Annotated in this window: 17 protein-coding genes and 5 pseudogenes; 18 read left to right on the plus strand and 4 right to left on the minus strand. The window is 69.7% G+C overall.

All coding sequences use genetic code 11. From position 1 onward, the window contains the following. Together AOZ13_RS15585 and AOZ13_RS02495 are read left to right on the plus strand one after the other, a co-directional pair. Window positions 1-245: pseudogene (locus AOZ13_RS15585) on the plus strand (nucleic acid-binding protein); the annotation flags it as partial. A 480-nt stretch (window positions 246-725) separates the two neighbouring features. Further along, window positions 726-2,327, plus strand: a complete 1,602-nt coding sequence (locus AOZ13_RS02495; RefSeq protein WP_049933740.1) for a receiver/sensor box histidine kinase — start codon at window positions 726-728, stop codon at window positions 2,325-2,327. Between the two features lie 77 nt (window positions 2,328-2,404). On the opposite strand, the gene AOZ13_RS14145 is transcribed toward AOZ13_RS02495, so the two are convergent. Both AOZ13_RS14145 and AOZ13_RS02500 read right to left on the minus strand, forming a co-directional pair. Further along, window positions 2,405-2,569 carry a hypothetical protein gene (locus tag AOZ13_RS14145; protein ID WP_020222438.1) on the minus strand — a complete coding sequence of 55 codons (165 nt, stop codon included), beginning with the start codon at window positions 2,567-2,569 and terminating at the stop codon, window positions 2,405-2,407. 41 nt (window positions 2,570-2,610) lie between these two features. After that, complete coding sequence (locus tag AOZ13_RS02500) at window positions 2,611-4,086, minus strand: lipase maturation factor family protein (protein WP_044958210.1); 1,476 nt, start codon at window positions 4,084-4,086, stop codon at window positions 2,611-2,613. Between the two features lie 204 nt (window positions 4,087-4,290). Here AOZ13_RS02500 and hpt point away from each other — a divergent pair, with 204 nt between their 5' ends. The 4 genes and pseudogenes from hpt to AOZ13_RS15590 form a co-directional block, all read left to right on the plus strand. Beyond that, a complete protein-coding gene (hpt, locus tag AOZ13_RS02505; protein WP_020222436.1) occupies window positions 4,291-4,839 on the plus strand; it encodes a hypoxanthine/guanine phosphoribosyltransferase in 549 nt (182 codons plus the stop codon). 91 nt (window positions 4,840-4,930) lie between these two features. Next, window positions 4,931-6,280: a uracil-xanthine permease family protein gene (locus AOZ13_RS02510; protein WP_021779725.1), complete on the plus strand. Its 1,350-nt coding sequence runs from the start codon at window positions 4,931-4,933 to the stop codon at window positions 6,278-6,280. A 65-nt stretch (window positions 6,281-6,345) separates the two neighbouring features. Further along, window positions 6,346-6,953, plus strand: a pseudogene (locus tag AOZ13_RS02515) (translation initiation factor IF-2 subunit beta). Between the two features lie 120 nt (window positions 6,954-7,073). Beyond that, window positions 7,074-7,389 (plus strand): annotated as a pseudogene (locus tag AOZ13_RS15590) (hypothetical protein); the annotation flags it as partial. On the opposite strand, the gene AOZ13_RS02525 reads toward AOZ13_RS15590, so the two are convergent. Next, a complete protein-coding gene (locus AOZ13_RS02525) occupies window positions 7,386-8,570 on the minus strand; it encodes a redox-regulated ATPase YchF (protein WP_020222389.1) in 1,185 nt (394 codons plus the stop codon). The pseudogene AOZ13_RS15590 and the gene AOZ13_RS02525 overlap by 4 nt on opposite strands. A gap of 122 nt (window positions 8,571-8,692) precedes the next feature. On the opposite strand from AOZ13_RS02525, the gene AOZ13_RS02530 reads away from it, so the two are divergent. Genes AOZ13_RS02530 through AOZ13_RS02540 form a run of 4 tightly spaced genes read left to right on the plus strand, consistent with a single transcriptional unit; the run spans window position 8,693 to window position 12,338 of the window. Further along, complete coding sequence (locus AOZ13_RS02530) at window positions 8,693-10,018, plus strand: hypothetical protein (protein WP_021779727.1); 1,326 nt, start codon at window positions 8,693-8,695, stop codon at window positions 10,016-10,018. Window positions 10,019-10,021: 3 nt separating this feature from the next. Next, a complete protein-coding gene (locus AOZ13_RS02535; RefSeq protein ID WP_234402811.1) occupies window positions 10,022-11,005 on the plus strand; it encodes a sodium:calcium antiporter in 984 nt (327 codons plus the stop codon). An 8-nt stretch (window positions 11,006-11,013) separates the two neighbouring features. Then, a complete protein-coding gene (locus AOZ13_RS14360; RefSeq protein ID WP_021779729.1) occupies window positions 11,014-11,301 on the plus strand; it encodes a hypothetical protein in 288 nt (95 codons plus the stop codon). Next, window positions 11,262-12,338, plus strand: a complete 1,077-nt coding sequence (locus AOZ13_RS02540; protein WP_199897059.1) for a GTPase — start codon at window positions 11,262-11,264, stop codon at window positions 12,336-12,338. The genes AOZ13_RS14360 and AOZ13_RS02540 overlap by 40 nt, the downstream gene beginning before the upstream one ends. Before the next feature lie 246 nt (window positions 12,339-12,584). Here AOZ13_RS02540 and AOZ13_RS02545 read toward each other — a convergent pair whose 3' ends face one another. After that, window positions 12,585-13,274 carry a YqjF family protein gene (locus AOZ13_RS02545; RefSeq protein ID WP_020222322.1) on the minus strand — a complete coding sequence of 230 codons (690 nt, stop codon included), beginning with the start codon at window positions 13,272-13,274 and terminating at the stop codon, window positions 12,585-12,587. Window positions 13,275-13,365: 91 nt separating this feature from the next. On the opposite strand from AOZ13_RS02545, the gene AOZ13_RS02550 reads away from it, so the two are divergent. From AOZ13_RS02550 to AOZ13_RS02585, 8 genes and pseudogenes are all read left to right on the plus strand, one after another. After that, on the plus strand, window positions 13,366-14,238 hold the full coding sequence (locus AOZ13_RS02550) for a ZIP family metal transporter (RefSeq protein ID WP_394324671.1): 873 nt from the start codon (window positions 13,366-13,368) through the stop codon (window positions 14,236-14,238). Between the two features lie 207 nt (window positions 14,239-14,445). Further along, window positions 14,446-15,701, plus strand: a pseudogene (locus AOZ13_RS02555) (LeuA family protein). A gap of 236 nt (window positions 15,702-15,937) precedes the next feature. After that, window positions 15,938-17,670: pseudogene (gene ilvB, locus AOZ13_RS02560) on the plus strand (biosynthetic-type acetolactate synthase large subunit). Between the two features lie 94 nt (window positions 17,671-17,764). Further along, the gene (ilvN, locus tag AOZ13_RS02565) at window positions 17,765-18,373 is read left to right on the plus strand and encodes an acetolactate synthase small subunit (protein ID WP_020221472.1); all 609 of its coding nucleotides are present in this window, start codon (window positions 17,765-17,767) and stop codon (window positions 18,371-18,373) included. Continuing rightward, a complete protein-coding gene (gene ilvC / locus AOZ13_RS02570) occupies window positions 18,366-19,412 on the plus strand; it encodes a ketol-acid reductoisomerase (protein WP_020221473.1) in 1,047 nt (348 codons plus the stop codon). The genes ilvN and ilvC overlap by 8 nt, the downstream gene beginning before the upstream one ends. Continuing rightward, entirely contained in the window at window positions 19,409-20,830 is a 1,422-nt protein-coding gene (gene leuC, locus AOZ13_RS02575) for a 3-isopropylmalate dehydratase large subunit (protein WP_020221474.1), read from the plus strand. The genes ilvC and leuC overlap by 4 nt, the downstream gene beginning before the upstream one ends. Continuing rightward, window positions 20,827-21,477 (plus strand): 3-isopropylmalate dehydratase small subunit, encoded by a 651-nt coding sequence (gene leuD, locus AOZ13_RS02580; RefSeq protein WP_020221475.1) that lies wholly within the window; start codon window positions 20,827-20,829, stop codon window positions 21,475-21,477. Before leuC ends, leuD begins: the two co-directional genes overlap by 4 nt. Further along, entirely contained in the window at window positions 21,470-22,438 is a 969-nt protein-coding gene (locus tag AOZ13_RS02585) for an isocitrate/isopropylmalate dehydrogenase family protein (protein WP_020221476.1), read from the plus strand. The genes leuD and AOZ13_RS02585 overlap by 8 nt, the downstream gene beginning before the upstream one ends. Window positions 22,439-22,449: the final 11 nt, after the last annotated feature.

Consider the following 22,449-nt stretch of genomic DNA (forward strand, 5'->3'; position numbering starts at 1 on the left):
CACGCCGGGGAGGATGTCATAGAGCGGGGAGTCGTTCTCCTGACCGACGACCTCGCCGCCCGAGAGGCGGCATCCGACGCGGGCGTCGAAGTACACGGTTCTATCGGCGTCATCGTGCTCGGCTACGCGGGTTGCTCGACGGAGACGAAGCGGCATCGCGTATGCGGGCGCTCCAGCGGGAGACGAGTCTCTTCGTGACCGAGGCGGTCGTGGAGCGCGGTATCCGGACGTTGGACGAGCAGTAACGGAACGAGCGGCTTCGATAGAGCCGCTAAGCACAGTCGCTATGGATAGATTGTGAGTCGTGAGTGCCGAGGCCGCCGATCTCCGCGAATCCGATGCGGAGTCCGTCGACACACGCCTCGCGCTGACGAACGCGGGATCCCGAGCGTCGAGCCGTCGCGGTTCGCGACGGGGCGGTTCGCTCGGTTCGCTTCGTTCGAAACGCCCCACGGTCCGATCGGGCGGATGAACCCCGGCCGTGCCGAACGACGTTTCACGGGCGGTACGAGGCGGATGTCACGGGGTCGTCCGAGAGGGATTCGCCCCCTCGTGATGTCGCCAGAAACCGATGGTTTCTGGCTGCAAGCGGGAACTCTTCGATTTCCCGCCATGACGAGACGCCGTCGGCGTCTCGAACCACTTGCCCCCGAGGCGGTTGATATCTGTCGTCGGGGACTCCGGCTTGAAGCTTTCATAACTGTGGAGGGCGTAGCTCCCGCTGGATGACCGGGTTCTCGACGCGGACTGGCGGGGCAGTCTCGACGGCCGTCGGGTTCACACTCGCCGCGATCCATCTCCACGACGTGTACACGCTCGCCGGTGATCCGGTGTACGCCGTGCTGTCCGTCGTCCCGTTCGTCGCCTCGATCGGGGTGGGGCTGACCGGTATCGGGATCGCGCGGGGGCAGTTCGTACCGCCGCGGTTCGTCGATCGCGTGCTCCTGTGGATGGTCGCGGGCATCATCGCCGTCGCGTCGTTGAACGCGTGGATCATGGCGGGCGTCCTCCTCCACGTTCCGTGGTCGCCGGCGTTCGATCCGACCGGAGAGCTCTTCAGCGTCATCCCGTTCGGCGTCCTCCTCGGGGTGCTCGTCGGCATCTACGACGCGCGACGCCTCGATCAGCAGCGTTCCATCCGGCGACTCAATCGGATCAACGAGACGCTGCGGATCGCGACGCAGGAGATCGTGAACGTGACCGACCGCGACGTCCTCGCCCGCGCGGTCTGCGAGCGCCTCGTCAGCTCCGATCTCTACGACGGCGTCTGGATCGGGCAGTACGATCCCGACGACGGAGCCGTCAATCCGGTCGCGTCGGCGGGGCTTTCCGAGGCGTACGTCGAGTCGATCGACGTCACCACCGACGACGCGCCGACCGGGCGGGGTGCCGGCGGACGCGCGATCAAGACCGGTGAGATCCAGCGCGTCGAGGACGTCTACGCCGATCCATCGATGAAGCCGTGGTGGGACATGTTCGAGCGCCTCGGCGTCGAGTCGCTCGCCGTCGTCCCGATCGCGCACGACGACACCGTCTACGGCTTCTTCAGCATCTACGCCGACCGGCCGGAGGTCTTCGACGAGCGCGAGTGCGAGGTGCTCTCCGAACTCGGTGACTCCATCGGCCACGCCGTCACGTCCATCGAGGCGCGCGACCGTCTCGCGGAGCGTGAGCGCGAGCTCGCGCGACAGAACGAGCGCTTGGAGGAGTTCGCGGCCGTCGTCTCCCACGACCTCCGAAGCCCGTTGAACGTCGCCGAGGGGTTCCTCGATCTCGCGCGCGAGACCGGCGACGACGAGCACTTCGATCGCGTCGAGTCGGCTCTGGCTCGAATGAACGACCTCATCGACGACATCCTCACGCTCGCCAGACAGGGCGATGCCGTCGACGAGTTCGAGCGCGTCGTCTTCCGCGACGTCGTCGAGCGCGCGTGGTCGACGGCCGGTACGTCCGCGGCGTCGCTCCGGATCGACGGCGATCTCGGTCTCGTCTCCTGCGATCGCAGTCGGTTGCGCCAGCTCCTCGAGAACCTCTTTCGGAACGCGATCGAACACGGCGCCGACGACGTCACCGTTACGGTCGGGCCGACGGCCGACGGCTTCTACGTCGCCGACGACGGTCCCGGAATCCCCGAGTCCGAGCGCGAGCGGGTGTTCGACGTCGGCTACACGACCGCCGAGGGAGGCACCGGATTCGGGCTTAACATCGTCCGGGAGATCGCCGACGCGCACGGCTGGTCGGTCTCGCTCGTCGAGAGCGAGGACGGCGGTGCCCGCTTCGAGTTCGCGAGCGTCGACGTCGCCGCGCGCGAGTCCGACGCGGTGTGAGGCGGGACGGCCGCTGAGGACGGGGATCGCGGTCCCGATCCGACTTCCGGACGGCGTTCGGGACGCGTCGAGCGCCGCTACCGCTCGATCTCGCTCGCGATTCCGGCGCCGAGCGCGCAGAGACCGCAGAGCGCGACGAGGGCGCCGAGTGCCGCGGCAGGCCACGCGAGCGCGTGTGATCCCCAGAGTCCGACGACGAGCGCGATGCCGCCGGCGACGACGAGGCGGACGAAGCGTTCCACGTCGGGGGCGACGGCGCCCCGCCGGTTGTGTCTGTCGCCCCTCAGTAGCGATCGATCCGCCGGCGGTCCCGTCGCGACGCGAGGTCGCCGGCGTCGCTGGCGGACACGTACGTCCCGACGCGCTCGCGGCGCCACCAGTCGCTCGTCTCCGCGCGCTCCGCCGGCGTCGTGTATCGGTAGCGATAGCGCACCACGCGCACGCGCTCCGGCGGGTCGTCGCCGAACGGGTCGTCGCCGAGGAGCGAGCGCGTCGCCGGGTCGCCCTCCAAGAGGCGGTCCAAGAGGCGATAGAGCCAGCGCTGGCGCCGGCCCGGTCGGGGACGCATCGCCGCGAACCAGAGCTGCCAGTCGAGGCGGAGGTGATAGGGCGCCCACTGCATCGGGCGCTCCCCGACCGCGTCCGGTTGCCCCTTCCACCCGTAGGCCGTCCAGTCGCCCTCGTCGGGGTCGGCCTCGCGCGTGCCCTCGACGACGAGCTGGTATCGGGTGCTCGTGATCGAGCCGAACGCGCCGTAGGTGTTGACGAGGTGCAGCGGGTCGAATCCCCGATTCATCGTCTGGGACTCGGAGAGGAGGTTCCGCGCGGGGCGGACGCTGAGGACGAGGATCGCGGCGGCGACGACGAACGCGGCGTAGGTCTGGTACGCGGGCGTCGGCGCGGCCGTCGGGACGCCGACCGGGAGGACGGGCGCGAGGACGCCGTCGTCGAGTGTCGCGACGGCCTGCACGATCGTCAGGGCGTTCAGCCACGCGAAGTTCCCGGTGCCCATGAGCCAGAGCTGGAAGCCGATCGTGAGCGCGCCGCCGAGCGCCGCGTACGGCTGCGGCGCGAAGTAGAGGAACGGCACCGCGAGCTCGACGACGTGGTTGCCGAGCACCTCGACGCGGTGGAACCGCGCGGGGAGGTGGTGGGCGAACCAACTGCCGGGGTTCGGCATCGGCTGGGTCTCGTAGTGGTCGTCCATCGCCGTCAGGTCGCGCCAGCAGTCGTCGCCGCGCAGCTTGATGAGACCGGCGCCGAACATGTTGCGAAAGAGCAGCCAGCGCAGGAGCCAGACGATGATCTCGGGTGGCGCGCTCGCGCCCGCGCCGAGGAAGATCGCGAGGAAGCCGGTTTCGAGGAGCATCGACTCCCAGCCGTACCCATAAAAGACGCGGCCGGCGTTGACGAAGGAGAGGTAGAGGACCCACATCGCGGCCCAGAGCGCCATCGACGCCGGCACGGCGTACGCGCCGAGGACGTTCGGGACGCCGGTGACGGCGAGCGCGGCGAGACCGACGCCGGTCCACGCGGCGACGCCGACGACGCGGTCGTCGGGATACAGGTGAAAGAGGCTCGGACGCTCGGCGAACGCGGCGCGCTCGGCGTACTCGGAGAGCGGGAGGAGACCGTCCTCGCCGACGAGCGGGCGGAACTGGCGCGCGGCGACGAGGAAGGCGAGGAGGTAGAGAATCGCGAGACCGCGCTGGAAGAGGAAGCGAGTCAGCCAGTAGTCGCCCGTCCCGAGGAGGCTCACGCGGGCCGCTACCGCCGCGAGGTACAAACCGCTGGCGGACGCTCCGACGGTCGCTCGGCTAGTCCCGGCTGTACGGATCGCGATGGGGATCTCGATCCGGGCCTCGTCGCGGAACTCGGTCGCGTCGGCGTTCCGCGATGGGGATCGAACGACGCCGGACGCGCGGAGCGAACGGTTTTTCCCGCCTTTCGCCGAACGGGCGACATGGAACGCCTGCGCGAGTCGCTCCACGAGGCCCCGATCATCGACAAGGACGGCTACCACTACCTCGTCCACCCGATCAGCAACGGCGTGCCGATGCTCGAACCCGCGCTGCTCCGCGAGGTCGTCGTCGGCGTGACGCGCGCCGCCGACCTCGACGTGGACAAGATCGTCGCCCCCGAGGCCATGGGTATCCACATCGCGACCGCCGTCTCGCTCCAGACGGACGTGCCGCTCGTCGTCATCCGCAAGCGCGAGTACGGCTTGGAGGGCGAGGTCGCGCTCCATCAGGAGACGGGCTACTCGGAGTCCGAGATGTTCATCAACGACGTGGAGGAGGGGGATCGCGTCCTGATCCTCGACGACCTGCTCTCGACGGGCGGCACGCTCGCCGCCATCACGGACGCGCTCGACGACATCGGCGCGGAGATCACGGACATCGTCGTCGCGCTCCGGAAGGTCGGGCCCTCCGCGCTCGACGACACCGACTACGAGGCGACGAGCCTCCTCGACATCACCGTGGACGAGACCGGCGTCACCGTCCACGAGTGAGCACGTACATGCATACAATTGGAGAAATAGGTCGGTGAAGTAGGGTCGAACACGCAACGCTTATCGGATCGAGCGGGCACGGACGAGATACATGGCGTCCGAGACGGACCCCGAAATCGACATCGAGTACGGTCTCGACGACCGGCCGCCGTGGCCGCGCTCGCTCCTGCTCGCCCTCCAGCACGTCGCCGTGATGATCGTGCCAGCGACCGCCGTCGCGTACATCGTCGGCGGTGCGGTGGGGCTGGGCGACGCGACCGCGTACATCGTCCAGATGGTGCTGCTGTTCTCCGGCCTCGCGACGGTCGTGCAGGCCTACACGGTCGGTTCCGTCGGCGCGAAACTCCCCGTCGTCATGGGGACGAGCTTCACCTTCGTCGGCGCGGCCTCCACGGTCGGCGTGAACTACGGCCTCGGCGCCGTCTTCGGCGCCATCCTCGTCACCGGCTGGCTCGTCGAGGGTCTCATCGGCTGGCAGTTCGAGCGCATCAAGCCCTACTTCCCGCCGCTCGTCACCGGTCTCGTCGTCGTCATCATCGGGCTCTACCTCGTCCCCTCGGCGATGAACGACGCCGCCGGCGGCGCGGGGAGCGCGCACTACGGCGCCCCGTACAACCTCGCGCTCGCGGCGCTCGTCCTCCTCGTCGCCGTCGTCCTCAACCTCTTCACGCGCGGTATCACGCGCCTCCTCAGCACACTCGTCGCCATCGCCGTCGGCTACGTCGCCGCGTTCGCGCTCACCGTCACCGGCGTCGCCCCCGGCCTCCTCACCTTCGACGCCGTCGCCGCCCAACCGTGGCTCGCGATCCCGCGCGTCGGACGCTTCGGCTTCTCCTTCCACCCCGTTCCGATCGTCACTTTCGCCTTCCTCTTCCTCGTCTCCGCGATGGAGACCGTCGGCGACATGTCGAGCGTCACCGCCGCCGAGGGCCGCACGCCCACGGACGAGGAGTTCCGCGGCGGCCTCTTCACCGACGGCCTGATGAGTTCGGTAGGCGGAATCTTCGGCGCATTTCCCGTCACCTCCTTCTCGCAGAACGCCGGCATCATCAACTTCACCGGAGTCATGAGTCGCCACGTCGTCGGCGTCGCCGGCGTCATCCTCGCCGTGCTCGGCCTCAGCCCGAAGATCGGCGCGCTCGTCACCACCATCCCGAGCGCCGTCTTCGGCGGCGCGGTCCTCCTGATGGCCGGCATGGTCGCCGCGAGCGGCGCGCGCCTCATCACGCTCGACGTCACGCTCGATCGGCGGAACATGGTCGTACTCGCCGTCTCGCTCGGTCTCGGTCTCGGCGTCGCGACCACCCCCGAGGCGCTCGGCGGTCTCCCGCGCGCCGCGCGGACGTTCCTCACCGAACCCGTCATCGTCACCGCGCTCACCGCGCTGGTGCTCAACACCCTCGTCCCCGGCGAGGACAGCCCGCTGTTCGACGCGGAGTGAGTGTCCGACTCACTTGCTACCACAGCACTCGGAGGTGCTTTACGCGCCCGTCGCCTCAGTGACGTATGGACTACCAGATCGCGCTGGACCGGGCGTTCGACGCCCTCCCCGAGCGCCCCGCCGAGGCCGACGCCCGCCTGACCATCCCCGACCCTGAGGGCGAGACGGACGGCGCGTTCACCCGCCTCACGAACGTTCGCGCCATCGCGAACGCGGTGTCGCGCGAACCCGACCACCTCTTCCGGAACGTCCAGCGCGAACTCGGGACGAACGGCCAGTTCGACGGCCAGCGCGCCCGCTACAACGGCTCGTTCTCCGTCGCGGACTTCGACGACGCCATCGACGCCTACGTCGCGGAGTTCGTCACCTGCTCCGAGTGCGGCCGCCCCGACACCCGCCTCACGACCGAGGACGGCGTCGACATGCTGCGCTGTACGGCCTGCGGGGCGTTCCGTCCCGTCCAGAAGAAGACGAACGCGACGCGCACCGTCCGCGAGACCGTCGAGTCCGGCAAGACCTACGAACTGGAGATCACCGGCACGGGCCGGAAGGGCGACGGCGTCGCCGAACGCGGCCGCTACACCGTCTTCGTCCCGGGCGCCGTGAGGGCCAGACCGTCCGCGCGTACATCAAGAACACGAGCGGCGACCTCGCGTTCGCGCGCCTCGTCTGAGTCGCCGGCCCTACGGCGAGTTGCCGCCGGCCTGCCGCGACGCCGGCGTCCGCCCTCCTGTTCCGGTCAGCGGTAGAACTACGTGTATTCTCCACCACAGGTGGGTGCGACTAGCACAGATCTGACGTCGTCGGGAAAGCCTGCGCGTACGTCTCCCGAAACGGCGACGAACGCCCCGCGTTCGAGGGACCGGGACACGACGACGGCCAGATTCCGAAGGGGACCGTCGAACTCGGCGAGTCACCGCGCGACGCGTGGACGCACACCGTCACCGTCACCGTCACTGGCGGGGGCGCGAAGCGGCGTCGAGTTCGACCTCCGATGGTTCGACCTCCGGACGGCGGCCGACGAGACCTTCGCGCTCGACCTTGTCGACTTCGACACGCTCCCAGTCGGATCGGACGCGACCGCGGCGGCCGTGTCCGCTGACGACTAGTTCGTCGTGACGACCTCGACGACGGCGTTGTGGTCGAGGACGGTGTCCTTGCCGAGCTGGCGCTTCGAGCGACAGTCGATCCCGTGGAGGAACCCCTCGCCGATGTCCGAGTGGATGGCGTAGGCGAAGTCCTCGGCCGTCGCGTCCTGTGGGAGGAGGAAGACGTCCGGGAACGGACCCTGCGTCCAGTTGAGGCTCGCGTCGCCCGTGAAGATCGCCTTCAGCCCGAGTTCCTCGAAGAGAGCGGTCTCCAAGGCCCGCTGGACGCCCGTTCCGCCGAACGACGTCACGAACTCGCGGATCTCCTCGAGGCCCTGCTCTTGCTCCGCCGAGACGTCCGCGACGATCTCGAAGTCGTCGTCGCCGGGCGTGTAGTCGACGACGCCCTGCTCGGCCGCGTTCTTCAGCGCCTTCTCCGCGTGGACGCTCACGGGGACGATGGTGACGTCCTCGTAGTCGGGATCGTTCGTGATCTCCTCGTAGTTCGCCTGTCCCTCGGGCGTGTCGAGCTTGTTCGCGGCGACGACCATCGGCTTCGTGCGCTCGCGGATGGCGCGCGCGAGTGCGAGTTCGTCGTCCTCGTCCCACGTCCCGGGATCGAGAGCGAGACCCTCCCCGAGGATGATCTGCTTGATCTCGTCCTTGTTCGTGCCGAACGCGCTCATCTGCTCGGCGAGTTCGACTTCGAGTTCGGTCTCGGTGGTGTGCGCGGTCTCGAAGCGCTCGATGCCCTTCCGGAGGATGCCCAGATACCACTGATCGAGTTCCTCCTCGAGGAAGTCGATGTCGTCGCGGGGATCGTGGCCCTCGGTGGGTTCGCCCTCCGCGTCCGTCTTCCCGGAGAAGTCCACGATGTGGACGAGGACGTCCGCCTCGTTGAGGTCGGTGAGGAACTGATTGCCGAGTCCCTTCCCCTCGTGCGCGCCGGGGATGAGACCGGCGACGTCGACGAGCTTCGTCGGCACGAAGCGCTTGCCGTCCTCGCAGTAGCCCGCGTTCGGCGCGCACTCCTCGTCGAACTCGGGGGCCGCGCAGTCCGTGCGAACGTACGCCTCGCCGACCGCGGGATCGATGGTCGTGAAGGGGTAGGCGCCCTCGGGGACGTCGTTCATCGTCGCCGCGTTGAAGAAGGAGGACTTGCCGACGGAGGGCTTCCCCACGAGACCGATCTTGTAACCCATTGCGGTGTCGAAGGCCGTCGCGGCCTAAATGGTCTTCTGAAGACCGGTAGCGTGCCACTCAGTAGCACGATATTCGCCGCCGTCCCGAAACCGTTTCCCTTCCGTCCTTCCTGAGCCGACGTATGGACCGACGCGACTACCTCGCTGCCCTGAGCGTCGCCGGTCTCGCCGGACTCACCGGCTGTAGCGCGCTCTCCGACCACAGCGGTATCGGTGACGATCCCCCGGAGGGATGCGGCGTCCCCGCCTCTTTCGCCGCGAACCGCGGCGACCTGCCGGCCGACGACGACCCGACCGACGGCATCCCGCCCGCGGTGAGCGAGACGCCGCCCGCCCGCGACGTCGATCCCGGCTCCTTCCCCGTCGCGACCGTCGACGGCACCGACGTCCGGCTCGCCCCCGTCGACGTGGCGCACTACTGGTGGCGCCGCGGCGCCGCCCGGTTCGCCGACGCCCGCGGGCGCGACGCGTACGACCGCGCGCACGTCTACGGTGCCGTGAACAGCCCCGCCTCCGGATCGACCGACTGCGACCCCGCCCCCTACTGGCCGGGGGGCGATCGGATCGTCTGCTACGGCGGGGGCGAGCGCCACCTCGGTCCCCGGCGGCCGCGGCCCTCCTCGCGAACGACTACGACGAGGTGTACGCCGTCGACGGCGGGTTTCAGCCGTGGCGTCGAAGCGGCTACCCGATCGCCGGCGAGGGCGTCGAGCGATCCGCGACGACCACCGCCTCCGAGTGACGTGCGAGCCGCCCCGGCCCGCGGGCTTTTTGCCGTCCACGGTCCTCCTTCCCTCGTGAGCGATCACCCGATACCGAAGGGCGTGAGCCGGGAGACGCTGTGCACCGTCGTCGCCGGCTGGTACGCCGCTGGCGCGAGCGAGGGGGCGACGCAGACGAGCGCCGTCGAGGACGCGACCGGTATCAGCGACGCCGTGAGCAGACAGACGGCGTTCCTCGCCGACGTCGGCGTGCTGGACGTGGACGGCCGCGACCACCGCCTCACAGAGCGCGGGGCCGACCTCGCCGCCGCGCTCGCGAACGACCGGCAGGCCGACGCCCGCGCGGCCTTCCGCGACCTCCTCGCGGAGTGGGCGCCGACGCGACGCGTCCGCGCGCTCCTCGACGGCGAGCCGATGAGCGCCACCGACCTCCTCCCGGTTCTCGCCGGTCTCGCCGGCCACGACCCCGATCGCGAGCGCGTCCGCGTCGGTCTCCGCACGCTCCTCGATCTCTGGACGTGGGCGGGCGTCCTCGACCGCACCGACCGGGGCGCGTACCTCCCCGGCCGCGTCGAGGCCGCCTCGCAGAGTTCGGTCGCCGTCGGTCTCGAACTCACCATCGACGTCGATCCGGACGACGTCGAGAACCTCGTGCGCGCCATCCAGCGCGGCCTCGCCGAGGACGACCTCTCGACCGTCGAGGCCGACCTCGACTTCGACGAGTAGTCCGTGCTCACCTCGCTCGCGCTCCTCTCGGCCGGCCTCCTCGCGCTCGTCTACGGCGCCGACCGCGTCGTCGCCGCGGCCGCGGGGCTCGCCGAACACGCCGGTGTCAGCGCGCTCTTCGTCGGCGTCACCGTCGTCGCCGTCGGCTCCAGCGTCCCCGAGATCGCGACCGCCGCGTACGCCGCGCTCTACGGGGCCGGCACGCTCGCGGTCGGCCACATCGTCGGCTCCGCGACCGCCCAGATAACGCTCGGTATCGGTCTCGTCGCCGTCGTCTCGCCGCTCACCGTCCCCCGAAACCGCCTCGCCGTCTACGGCGGCGGGATGCTCGGCGCGATGGCAGTCATGCTCGCCGTCACCGTCTCCGGCGTCGTCACGCGCGTCGAGGGGGTCGTGATGTGCGCGTGCTACCTCGGGTTCCTCGCCGTCGTGGTCGATCGCACCGACTTCGCCGATCACGCGACCGACCACGACGGCATCCACGAACCCCGCCGCGCCGTCGCGTGGCTCGCCTGCGGTCTCGCGCTCGTCCTCGTCGGGGGCCACCTCCTCGTCACCGAGGGACGTGCGTTCGCGCTCGCCGTCGGTCTCCCCTCCTACTTCGTCGGCGCGATCACCGGTCTCGGGACGACGATCCCCGAGATCGTCGTCGCGCTTCAGGCCGTCCGCGAGGGCGAATCCGGCATCGCCGTCGGCACGCTCCTCGGCTCGAACGTCACCGACCCCCTGTTCAGCCTCGGCTTCGGCGCCGCCGTCGGCGGTCTCCACGTCGCCCACGTCCACCGTATCCTCTCGCCGGCGGCTACATGCTCGCCGTCTCGGCCCTCGTCGTCGCCGTCTTCGCCCTCCGTCCCACGATGGGACGCCGAACCGGTCTCGTCGTCGCCGCGCTCTACCTCCCGACGTTCCTCCTCGTCTAGCCCGTCGGCATCGCCGCCGCTTGCGCGGGGCGTCCGGCGGACACGCTTTTCGGACGCGCGTCCGTGAACCCGGACATGACCGAACGCGTCGTCGTGATGGGCGCCGCCGGACGGGACTTCCACGACTACTTCGTCGAACTGCGCGACGACCCCGAGCGCGAGGTGGTCGCGTTCACGCGCGCACCGGGCCAGAACCTCGGCGAGACGGCGGCGGAGGGCTTCGCCGACTTCCCCGCCGAGTTGACTCCCGAGGGGACGGGATCGATCCCGATCGTTCCCGAGCCGATCTGGCGGCGACGGTCACCGAGCGCGACGCCGACCTCGTGCTGTTCGCCTACTCGGACGTCGCGCACGAGGACGTGATGCACGCGGCCTCGCGCGCGCTCGCCGCGGGCGCGGACTTCGGGATCCTCGGTCCCGACACAATCCAGTTGGACGTCGACGTCCCGGTCGTCGCCGTGAACGCCGTGCGCACGGGCTGCGGGAAGTCGGCGCTCTCGCAGGCGTTCGCGGACGAACTCGACTCTCGGGGACGCGACGTCGCGGTCGTTCGCGAGCCGATGCCGTACGGCGACCTCACGGCGAAGCGCGTCGAGCGCTTCGCGACCGAGGCGGATCTCGACGGTCTCACCGTCGAGGAACGCGAGGAGTACGAGGACCACGTCGCGGCGGGGCACGTCGTCTACGCGGGCGTCGACTACCGCGCGGTGTTCGATCGGGCGAGCGAGGAGGCGGACGCGATCGTCTGGGACGGCGGGAACAACGAGTTCGCGTTCGCGGTCCCGGACTACCACGTCGTGCTCGTCGACGCCCTGCGGCCCGACCACGGCGAGCGCTACCACCCCGGCGAGGCGAACCTCCGGCGCGCGGACGCCGTCCTCGTGACGAAGGAGAACGCCGCGAGCGACGAGGCGGTCGAGACGGCGAGCGACGTCGCCGCGCGCCTCGCACCGGCGGACGCACCGATCCACCACAGCGACTCCGTCGTGCACGCGGACGACCCCGAGCGAATCGCGGATCGCGACGCGCTCGTCGTCGAGGACGGCCCGACGCTCACGCACGGCGGGGCGTCCCACGGCGCGGGATACGTCGCCGCTGCGGACGGGGGCGCGGCGTCGCTCGTCGATCCCGAGCCGTACGCGGTCGGCGAGATCGCCGACGTCCTCGACGAGTACGACCACCTCGATCGCGTCCTCCCCGCGATGGGGTACAGCGACGACCAACTCGCCGATCTGGCGGCGACGATCGACGCCGCGGACCCGGACGTCGTCGTCGCGGGGACGCCGGTGGACCTCGACGACCTCGTGGACGTCGACGCGCCAGTCGTGCGGGCGCACTACGATCTCGAACTGCGCGACGCGACGCCCTCCGACCTCCTCGACGCCGGTCTCGATCGCTGATCCGTGGCGGGTGGGGGTTCTGGCTCCGTGACGATCCCCCCGAGATGAGCGCCGTCCTGACGTGTACCGCTCGGCTCCCGGTGTGGGACGCCCTCTCGGGGTTCCACGATGCCCGCCGGGACGACGGTCTCGACCCGTCCGTCACCGGCGTCGAGCGCTTCGATCTCGCGGCCGACCTCGGGATCCCGGATCAGTCGCTCTCCGAGCGCTTCCGGCGCGCGCACGCCGCGCTCCTCGAGCACACGTCTAGAGCCGGCGGAGGTGATGGGCGTCGACCTCGACGCCGCGCGAGTGGGCGACGTGCGGCGTCGAGTCGGGATCGTCGAACCCGTTCGCGTCGAAGAGATCGTTCCGCCGGACGTCGAGCGTCGCGTCCGTCAGCGTCCACGGGTCGTGCTCGATGTCGCCGTACCACAGCCCTCCGAGCCCGCGCGTGTAGAAGCGATAGCGCTCGACGAGGAACGATTCGAGGCTCCCAGACTCGGGCGTGACGCGCTCCGCTCCGGGGGTGATCGTGGCGTCGAACTCGCACGACGGCACGCCCTCGTGTGTCCGGGTGCTCCGGAAGTGCAGGCCGCTGTCTGAGACGCGCGAAACGTCGATATCGGCGTGATAGTAGGGGATCCGGAAGAACGTCCGGGCGAGGGGGATCCCGATCGCGCCGCTCGCGTCGAGATTGTAGAAGTAGATCGCCCGATCACCGCTCTCGGCGGTGACGTAGGTCCGGAGGTTCAGCTCGCCGAAGGTGGGCGCGAGCGCGCGCGGCCATCCGGGCGGGCGGACGTCGCCCATGACGAACGGGACGACGGAGAGGTAGGCGTCGCCCTCGTAGGTGTCGACGGCGAGACCGTCGGGGAGGGTCCGCGCGACGGCGGCCGGCTCGACCGGCCACGAGGCGAAGCAGACGTCGCGCCAGTCCATCGAGAGGACGTGCATACGCGTGTTTCTCGCGGCCGTCCCTTCGACGTGCCGGCCGTCGCCGCGGTCACCGACACCGTTAATAATATCTGGGCTGGAATTAGTAATAGTGTCAGACACGATCTCCGCCGATCCCGCCCGCGGTCGCTCGATCGCGCTCGGCGCGGGCCTCCTCGTTCTCCTGTGCTGTCTCTCCGGCGCCGCGCTCGCGGCCGGCCGCGCCGGGAAGGTCGTCGGGATCGGGTGGGTGGCGTTCGGGGCGATGGCGCTCGGCGCGGTCCTCGGCGCGCGCGCGGACGCCGGCAGCGCGCGCGGACTCGTCTGGGGGTACGGTCTCGCGAGCGGCGCGATGGTGACGAGCGCCGCCGTCTTCCTCGTTCCGCAGGCCGTCGGCTACGATCCCCGCCTCGCCGGATTCGGTCTCGCCACCGGCGTCATCGCGGGGTTCGGCGCGCACACCGTCGGCCACCGCCTCTCGCACCGCGACCTCCCGATCGATCGGACGGCCGCGCAGCTCACCGCGCACGCGCTCGCCGCGGGCGCCATCATCGGCGCCGTCTACGCGACGATGCCGGATCTCGGCGTCGTCCTCGGTCTCGCCATCGTCTCGCACAAGGGACCCGCGGGGTACGCCGCCGCGCGCCGCCTCCGCATCGACGACCGCCCGGTGACGCCGCTGCTCGTCCCGGCGGCCGCCCTCGGGGTCGTCGCCGTCGCCGTCACCCTCCTTCGCGTCCCGCCGAACCCGGCCGTCGACGCCGTCGTGTTCGGGTTCGCCGCGGGCGTCTTCCTGCACGTCGCCATGGATTTCCTCCCCGACTGCGAGATCGGCGGGGAGATCCACGCGGCCGTCACCCGCGACGCCGGCGGCGACGGCCACGATCACGCGCTCCTCGACCGACTTCGGACGCACGCCGTCGCCAGCACCGTCGTCGGTGGCTGCTGCGTCCTCGTCGCGAGCGTCGCGCTCGGCGTCGTCTGAGACGCCCGGCTCCGATCCGCCCGACTCCACGTTCGTCCACCCGCCCGCGACGCGCGACGGGGAGTCGCGAGACCGTCGGTCGTGCGATACTGTGCCACATGGAGTCCTAATATCTCCTTTTTGGCGTTGGCGTCCGGCGGTTTTCGGTCGCCGCCGCGATCCGCGGTCGATCAGGCGTCTGACGAACTGTTCGAGAGAGACACTCTTATGTGGGAGGCCGTTCTGTACGAATGTACACGATGTCATCTAACGACATTCCCGGTGCGAGTCCGGGGGAACGGGTTCTTCCAGGGCACATTAGCCCACAATAACGACGAGATCGACGACGCACGAATTTTCGACACGACGCTCCGCGACGGCGAGCAGACGCCACGCACGTCGTTCGACTACGACGACAAGCGCGAGATAGCCGCGCTGCTCGACGGTATGGGCGTCCACGTCATCGAGGCCGGCTTCCCCGCGAACTCCGAGGCGGAGTTCGAGGCCGTTCGGGACGTCGCCGAGGCGACGGACGCCACGACATGCGGGCTGGCGCGCGTGGTCGAGTCGGACGTCGAGGCCGCGATCGACGCGGATGTCGACATGGTGCACGTCTTCGCGTCCACCAGCGACATCCAGATCGAGGACTCGATGCACGCCACGCGCGAGGAGGTGCTCGACCGGTCGGTCGCGGCGGTCGAGCAGGTCGCGGACGCCGGCGTCGAAGTCATGTACTCCCCGATGGACGTCACCCGGACGGATCCCGACTACCTCGCAGAGGTGCTGGAGGCGGTCGATTCGGCCGGCCTCGATTGGGTGAACCTCCCCGACACCGTCGGCATCGCGACGCCGAGTCGGTTCGCCGACCTCGTCCGGTACGTGCGCGAGCACACGGACGCCCGAGTCGACGTGCACTGCCACGACGACTTCGGAATGGCGACCGCGAACGCGGTCGAGGGGATCGTCGCCGGCGCCGAGCAGGCGCAGGTGAGCGTCAACGGCATCGGCGAGCGCGCCGGCAACGCCGCCTTAGAGGAGGTCGTGATGGCCATCGAGAGCCTCTACGGCGTCGATACCGGTATCGACACGACCGGTATCGCCGAGCTCTCGCACGTGGTCGCGGAGAAGTCCGGGGTGCCGATCCCGGACAACAAGCCCGTCGTGGGCAAGAACGCCTTCAGCCACGAGTCGGGCATCCACGCGGCCGGCGTCATCGAGAACGCCGAGACGTTCGAGCCGGGCGCATGACCCCGGAGATGATCGGCGCGGAGCGCTCTATCGTCCTCGGGAAGCACACGGGGACGAACGCGGTTCGCCAGCACTTGGAGGAGGCCGGCTACGAGCCGACCGACGACGAGGTGGTGGCGGTCACGAAGCGCGTGAAGGAGCACGCCGCCGGGAAGCGCCGCGTCACGACCGAGGACCTCCACGAGTTCGCGGCCGACGTCGGCGTCGAGCGCGTGTCCACCGAAGTGAGGGCCTGAGCTGTCATGCCCTCGTTCGGCAACGTTTGCGCGGCCGGGAAGGTTGAAATAGGAGCGACGCCTACCGCCGGTACCGATGCGACGAGCGCCCACGCAGGCGACGCGACCCCGCGTGAGTGTCATCGCCGCGGTCCCGACGTTCATCGTAGGGGCGTAAGCCCCCTCTCTCCTCATCCTCACCGGCCGTTTGCACCGTCCGTCGAATCCACTAGCGACCGCACCACACACACCACACAATGAGCGAGAGCGAACCCGAACGATCGACCGAACGCGACGCGGAGGAGACGCTGCCGACAGGCGCGTCGTCCGTCGTGGCCGCACTGGAGAACGCCGGCGTCGAGGCCGCTTTCGGCGTGCAGGGCGGCGCCATCATGCCCATCTACGACGCGCTCTACCAGAGCGACATCGAGCACGTCACGATGGCGCACGAACAGGGCGCCGCGCACGCCGCGGACGCCTACGGCGCCGTCACCGGCAAACCGGGCGTCTGTCTGGCGACGTCCGGTCCCGGCGCGACCAACCTCGTCACCGGCATCGCCGACGCGACATGGACTCGGAGCCGCTGTTGGCCCTCACCGGGCAGGTGGCAACCGACATGGTCGGCAACGACGCGTTTCAGGAGGCCGATACGACAGGTATCACGCGCCCCGTGACGAAGGCGAGCTACTTCGCGAGCGACCCGGACACCGTCGGTGACACCGTCGGCGAGGCCTTCGAACTCGCCCGGAAGGGCCGGCAGGGACCGACGCTCGTCGATCTACCGAAGGACGTCTCGAACGCCGAGGACGTCGCGCGTCCCGGTCCCGCGGCGGGACCCGAGACGCAGGTCGTCCCGGACGAGGCCGATCCCGAAGCGGTCACCCGCGCCGCGACGGCGCTCGCGAACGCCGAGCGGCCCGTCATCCTCGCGGGCGGCGGCGTCATCAAGGGGAACGCCTCGGAGGAACTCCGGCAGTTCGCCATCGATCACGGCGTCCCCGTGGTCACGACGATGCCGGGCGTCGGCGCCTTCGACGAGACGCACGAACTCGCCATGGAGATGGCGGGCATGCACGGCACCGGCTACGCGAACATGGCCGTCACGCACTGCGACGTGATGCTCGCGGTCGGCACGCGCTTCGACGACCGGCTCACGGGCGGCGTGGACACGTTCGCGCCCGAGGCCGAAATCGCGCACGTCGACATCGACGCCTCGGAGATCTCGAAGAACGTCCACGCGGACTACCCCCTCGTCGGCGACGCGAGCACGGTGCTGCGCCAGCTCGACGAGGCGCTGGCCCGCTCGCCGGACACCGACGCGTGGCGCGACCAGTGCACCCACTGGGAGACGGAGTATCCGATGGACTACGACGCGCCCGAGGACGAACCCCTCAAGCCGCAGTTCGTCGTCGAGGCGTTCGACGAGGCGACCGACGCGGACACCATCGTCACGACGGGCGTCGGCCAACACCAGATGTGGGCGGTCCAGTACTGGACGTTCACCGAGCCGCGGACGTGGATCTCCAGTCACGGTCTCGGAACGATGGGGTACGGTCTCCCAGCCGCCATCGGCGCGAAGGTCGCCGCCCCCGAGAAGGAGGTCGTCTGCTTCGACGGCGACGGCTCCTTCCTGATGACCTCGCAGGGTCTCTCGGTCGCGGTCCGCGAGGACCTCGATATCACGGTCTGCATCCTGAACAACGAGGCCGTCGGCATGGTCCGACAGTGGCAGGACGCCTTCTTCGAGGGCCGCCGGATGGCCTCCGAGTACCCGTGGGGTCCGGACTTCGCGACGCTCGCCGACGCGTTCGGTGCGAAGGGCTTCACCCTCGACGCGTACGACGACGTCGCCGATACGATCGCGGCGGCTCGCGACTACGACGGCCCGAGCGTCATCGACTGCCACATCGATCCCCGCGAGGACGTCTACCCGATGGTCGCATCGGGCGGCGCGAACGGACTGTTCGCACTGCAGGAGGAGCACCTATGAACGGACACGAACACGCGACACGGACGGCGTCGCGGAACGAGCGAGCGGCCAGCGTCGCGAGTCGCGCGGCCACGACCGCCCGAGGTGACCGACGATGACGGGCGAACTCCCCGGACCCGCGCCCGAGGAGCGCCCGCATCCGAGCGGGCGCCGGAACGAGCAGGGCATCCGCATCGATCCCGAGGCGGAGGCCGAACCCGAGGTCCGCCGCGAGGTGCTGTCGGCGCTCGTCGACCACGAGCCCGGCGTTCTCGCCGAGGTCTCGGGGCTGTTCGCGCGCCGGCAGTTCAACATCGAGAGCTTGACCGTCGGCCCGACGATGACTGGCGGGCTGGCGCGCATGACGATCGTCGTCGAGGAGACGGATCCCGGCGTCGAGCAGGCCAAGCGCCAACTGCGCAAGCTCGTCCCCGTCCACGCGGTCCGCGAACTCGAGGCCGCGACAGAGCGCGAACTCGCGCTCATCAAGGTCGGCGACGACGACCCCGCGGGCGTCGCGGCCGTCGCCGAGATGTACGGCGGCGAGGCCGTCGAGGCCGGCCCGGAGGTCGTGACGGTCGAGCTGACCGGCACGGAAGCGGAGATCGACGCCGCGGTCGAGGCGTTCGAACGGTTCGGCGTGCGCGAGGTCGCCCGCACGGGCACCGCCGCGCTCGCCGGCGGCACGGAGTTCACGGCACACGAAACCCACAACAATGAGTGACGACGAATTCACGCAACCGGTGTATCACGAAGAAGACACGAACCCCGACTACATCGCGGACAAGACGGTCGCGGTGCTCGGCTACGGGAGTCAGGGCCACGCGCACGCCCAGAACCTCCACGAGTCGGGCGTCGACGTCGTCGTCGGCCTGCGCGAGGACTCCGCGTCCCGGGCGGCCGCGAAAGAGGACGGACTGCGCGTCGCGACGCCCGTCGAGGCGGCCGCCGAGGCGGACGTCGTGAGCGTCCTCGTTCCGGACACCGTCCAGCCGGCCGTCTACGCCGCTATCGAGGACGAACTCGAAGCGGGCAACACGCTCCAGTTCGCCCACGGATTCAACATCCACTACGGGCAGATCGAGCCGAAGGACGGCATCGACGTGACGATGGTCGCGCCGAAGTCCCCGGGCCACATCGTCCGCCGCACGTACGAGTCCGGAGAGGGCACTCCCGGTCTCGTCGCCGTCTATCAGGACGAGACGGGCGAGGCGAAGGAGGAGGCGCTCGCGTACGCGAGCGCCATCGGCTGCGCGCGCGCCGGCGTCATTCAGACCTCGTTCAAGGAGGAGACGGAGACCGACCTCTTCGGCGAGCAGGCCGTCCTCTGCGGGGGCGTCACGAGCCTCGTCAAGCAGGGGTACGAGGTGCTGGTCGATGCGGGTTACAGCCCCGAGATGGCGTACTTCGAGGTCCTCAACGAGCTGAAGCTCATCGTCGATCTGATGTACGAGGGCGGACTCGGCGAGATGTGGGACTCGGTGTCCGATACGGCCGAGTTCGGCGGTCTCACGCGCGGTGACGTCGTCGTCGACGAGGGCGCCCGCGAGAACATGGAGGAGGTCTTAGAGCAGGTCCAGAACGGCGAGTTCGCGCAGGAGTGGATCACCGAGAATCAGGCCAACCGGCCGCGGTTCAATCAGCTCCACGAGCGCGAGCGCAACCACGAGATCGAGGAGGTCGGCGAGCGCCTCCGCGAACTCTTCGAGTGGGCCGAAGAGGAGACCGAGGACGAACAGGAGCGCGCAGAGGTACGTCAATGAGCGAGGGCACGCTCTACGATGCGGTCTGGGACGAACACACCGTCACGACGCTCCCGACGGGCCAGACCCAGCTGTTCGTCGGTCTCCACCTCATCCACGAGGTGACGAGTCCGCAGGCGTTCGGGATGCTTCAGGAGCGCGACATCGACGTCGCGTACCCGGAGCTGACGCACGCGACCGTCGACCACATCGTCCCGACGGGCGATCGCTCCCGACCGTTCGGGAACGACGCGGCCGAGCGGATGATGGAGGAACTCGAGGACAACGTCCGCGAGGCCGGCATCGAGTTCGACGACCCGACGACGGGCGATCAGGGTATCGTCCACGTCATCGGGCCGGAGCAGGGCATCACGACGCCCGGCAAGACCATCGTCTGCGGCGATTCGCACACGGCGACGCACGGCGCGTTCGGCGCCGTCGCGTTCGGTATCGGCACCTCGCAGATTCGCGACGTCCTCGCGACGCAGTGTATCGCCATGGAGAAGCAGAAGGTCCGGCGCATCGAGGTCGAGGGCGAACTCGGGCCCGGCGTCGAGGCCAAGGACGTCATCCTCGAGATCATTCGCCGACTCGGCACGGACGGCGGCGTCGGCTACGTCTACGAGTACGGCGGCGAGGCGATCGAGAACCTCGGCATGGAGGGGAGAATGTCCATCTGCAACATGTCCATCGAGGGCGGCGCGCGCGCCGGCTACGTCAACCCCGACGAGACCACGTACGAGTGGCTCGCGGAGACGGACGCGTACGCGGACGACCCCGAAAAATTCGAGCGCCACAAGGAGTACTGGGAGTCCATCAAGACGGACGACGATGCGGAGTACGACGACGTCGTCACGATCGACGGCTCCGAGCTCGAACCGGTCGTCACGTGGGGCACCACGCCGGGGCAGGGCATCGGCATCACGGACCCGATTCCGGACCCCGAGGAGATGGAGTCGGGCGACGCGGACGTCGCCCGGCGCGCACAGGACCACATGCGCGTCGAACCCGGTGAGACGATGGCGGGCTACGAGATCGACGTCGCCTTCCTCGGCTCCTGTACGAACGCCCGGCTGCCCGACCTGCGCGCCGCCGCACGCGTCGTCGAGGGCCGCGAGGTCGCCGACGACGTGCGCGCGTTCGTCGTCCCCGGCAGCCAGCGCGTGAAGGCCGCCGCGGAGGAGGAAGGTCTCGATCAGATCTTCACCGAGGCCGGCTTCGACTGGCGCGACGCCGGCTGTTCGATGTGTCTCGGGATGAACGACGACCAACTGGAGGGCGACGAGGCGTGTGCCTCGTCCTCGAATCGGAACTTCATCGGGCGGCAGGGTTCGAAGGACGGCCGGACCGTCCTGATGAACCCGCGGATGGTCGCCGCCGCCGCCGTCACCGGGGAAGTGACTGACGTGCGCGACCTGAAGGAGGTGAACCTCGCGTGAGCGACCTCGCTGACGGACCGGCCGAAACCGTCGAGGAGGTGACCGGGACGGGGATCCCGATCCGCGGGAACGACATCGACACCGACCAGATCATCCCCGCGCGCTTCATGAAGGTCGTCACCTTCGACGGTCTCGGCGAGTACGCCTTCTTCGATCAGCGCTTCGACGACGAGGACAACGAGAAGGACCACCCGTTCAACGAGGATCGGTACCAGAGCGCGAACGTCCTCGTGGTGAACTCGAACTTCGGCTGTGGCTCCTCGCGCGAGCACGCCCCGCAGGCGCTGATGCGGTGGGGGATCGACGCCATCATCGGGGAGTCGTTCGCCGAGATCTTCGCGGGGAACTGCCTCGCGCTCGGGATCCCGACGCTCACCGCCGACCACGAGTCCATCAACGCCTTACAGCAGTGGGTGGACGACCACCCCGACGAGGACCTCCACGTCGACATCGTGCGCGAGGTCGTCGAGTACGACGACACGGAGATGAGCGCGAACGTCGATAAGGCCCAGCACAAGGCGCTCGTCGAGGGCGTCTGGGACACGACGGCGCTCATGGAGGCGAACGCGGACGCGACGCGCGACGTCGCGGAATCGCTCCCGTACGTCGAGTCGGAATCGCTCCCCCGGACCGAGACCGATGACTGAGGAGATCGTCGTCATCCCCGGCGACGGCATCGGGCAGGAGGTCGTCCCCGCCGCGGTGGACGTCCTGCAAGCCACGGGCGTCGACTTCGAGTTCGTCGAGGCCCCCGCGGGCGATCACGTCGCCGCGGAGGGCGGTGACCCGCTCCCGGAGGAGACGCGCGGCCTCGCCGCGAGCGCCGACGCGACGCTGTTCGGCGCGGCCGGCGAGAGCGCCGCGGACGTCATCCTCCCGCTTCGGGATGCCGTGGACTCCTTCGTCAACGTTCGGCCCGCGCGCACCTACCCGGGCGTGGACGCGCTCAAGCCCGACATGGACGTCGTCTTCCTCCGGGAGAACACCGAGGGCGTCTACGCCGGTCACGAGTCGCGGCTCACTGACGACGTCACGACGCTGACGCGCGTCGTCTCGAAGTCCGCGAGCGCGCGCCTCGCCGAGTACGCCTGCGAGTTCGCCCCCGAGGGCTTCACCGTCGCGCACAAAGCGAACGTGATGCGCGAATCGGACGGTCTCTTCCGCGATACGGTGCAGGCGGTCGCCGAGGAGCGCGGCGTCGAGACGGAGACGGCGCTGATGGACGCGCTCGCGATGCATCTCTGTCTGCGCCCCGAGGAGTACGAGGTCGTCGTCTGCCCGAACCTCGCGGGCGACGTGCTCTCCGACCTCGCCGCCGGCCTCGTGGGTGGTCTCGGACTCCTGCCGTCCGCGAACATCGGCGAGGAGCGCGCGCTCTTCGAGCCGGTCCACGGCACCGCGCCGGACATCGCCGGGCAGGGCGTCGCGAACCCCTGCGCGACCGTCCTCTCGGCCGCGATGCTGCTCGACTACCTCGATTACGACGAAGAAGCGCAGACCGTTCGGGACGCCGTCGAGGGCGTCCTCGCGCACGGCCCGCGGACGCCGGACCTCGGTGGCGACGCCGGCACCGAAGACGTGACGGGCGCCATCGTCGAACGGCTCTAACGCCCCGCCCG

It is taken from the genome of Halarchaeum acidiphilum MH1-52-1, assembly GCF_000474235.1.
GTDB lineage: Archaea > Halobacteriota > Halobacteria > Halobacteriales > Halobacteriaceae > Halarchaeum > Halarchaeum acidiphilum.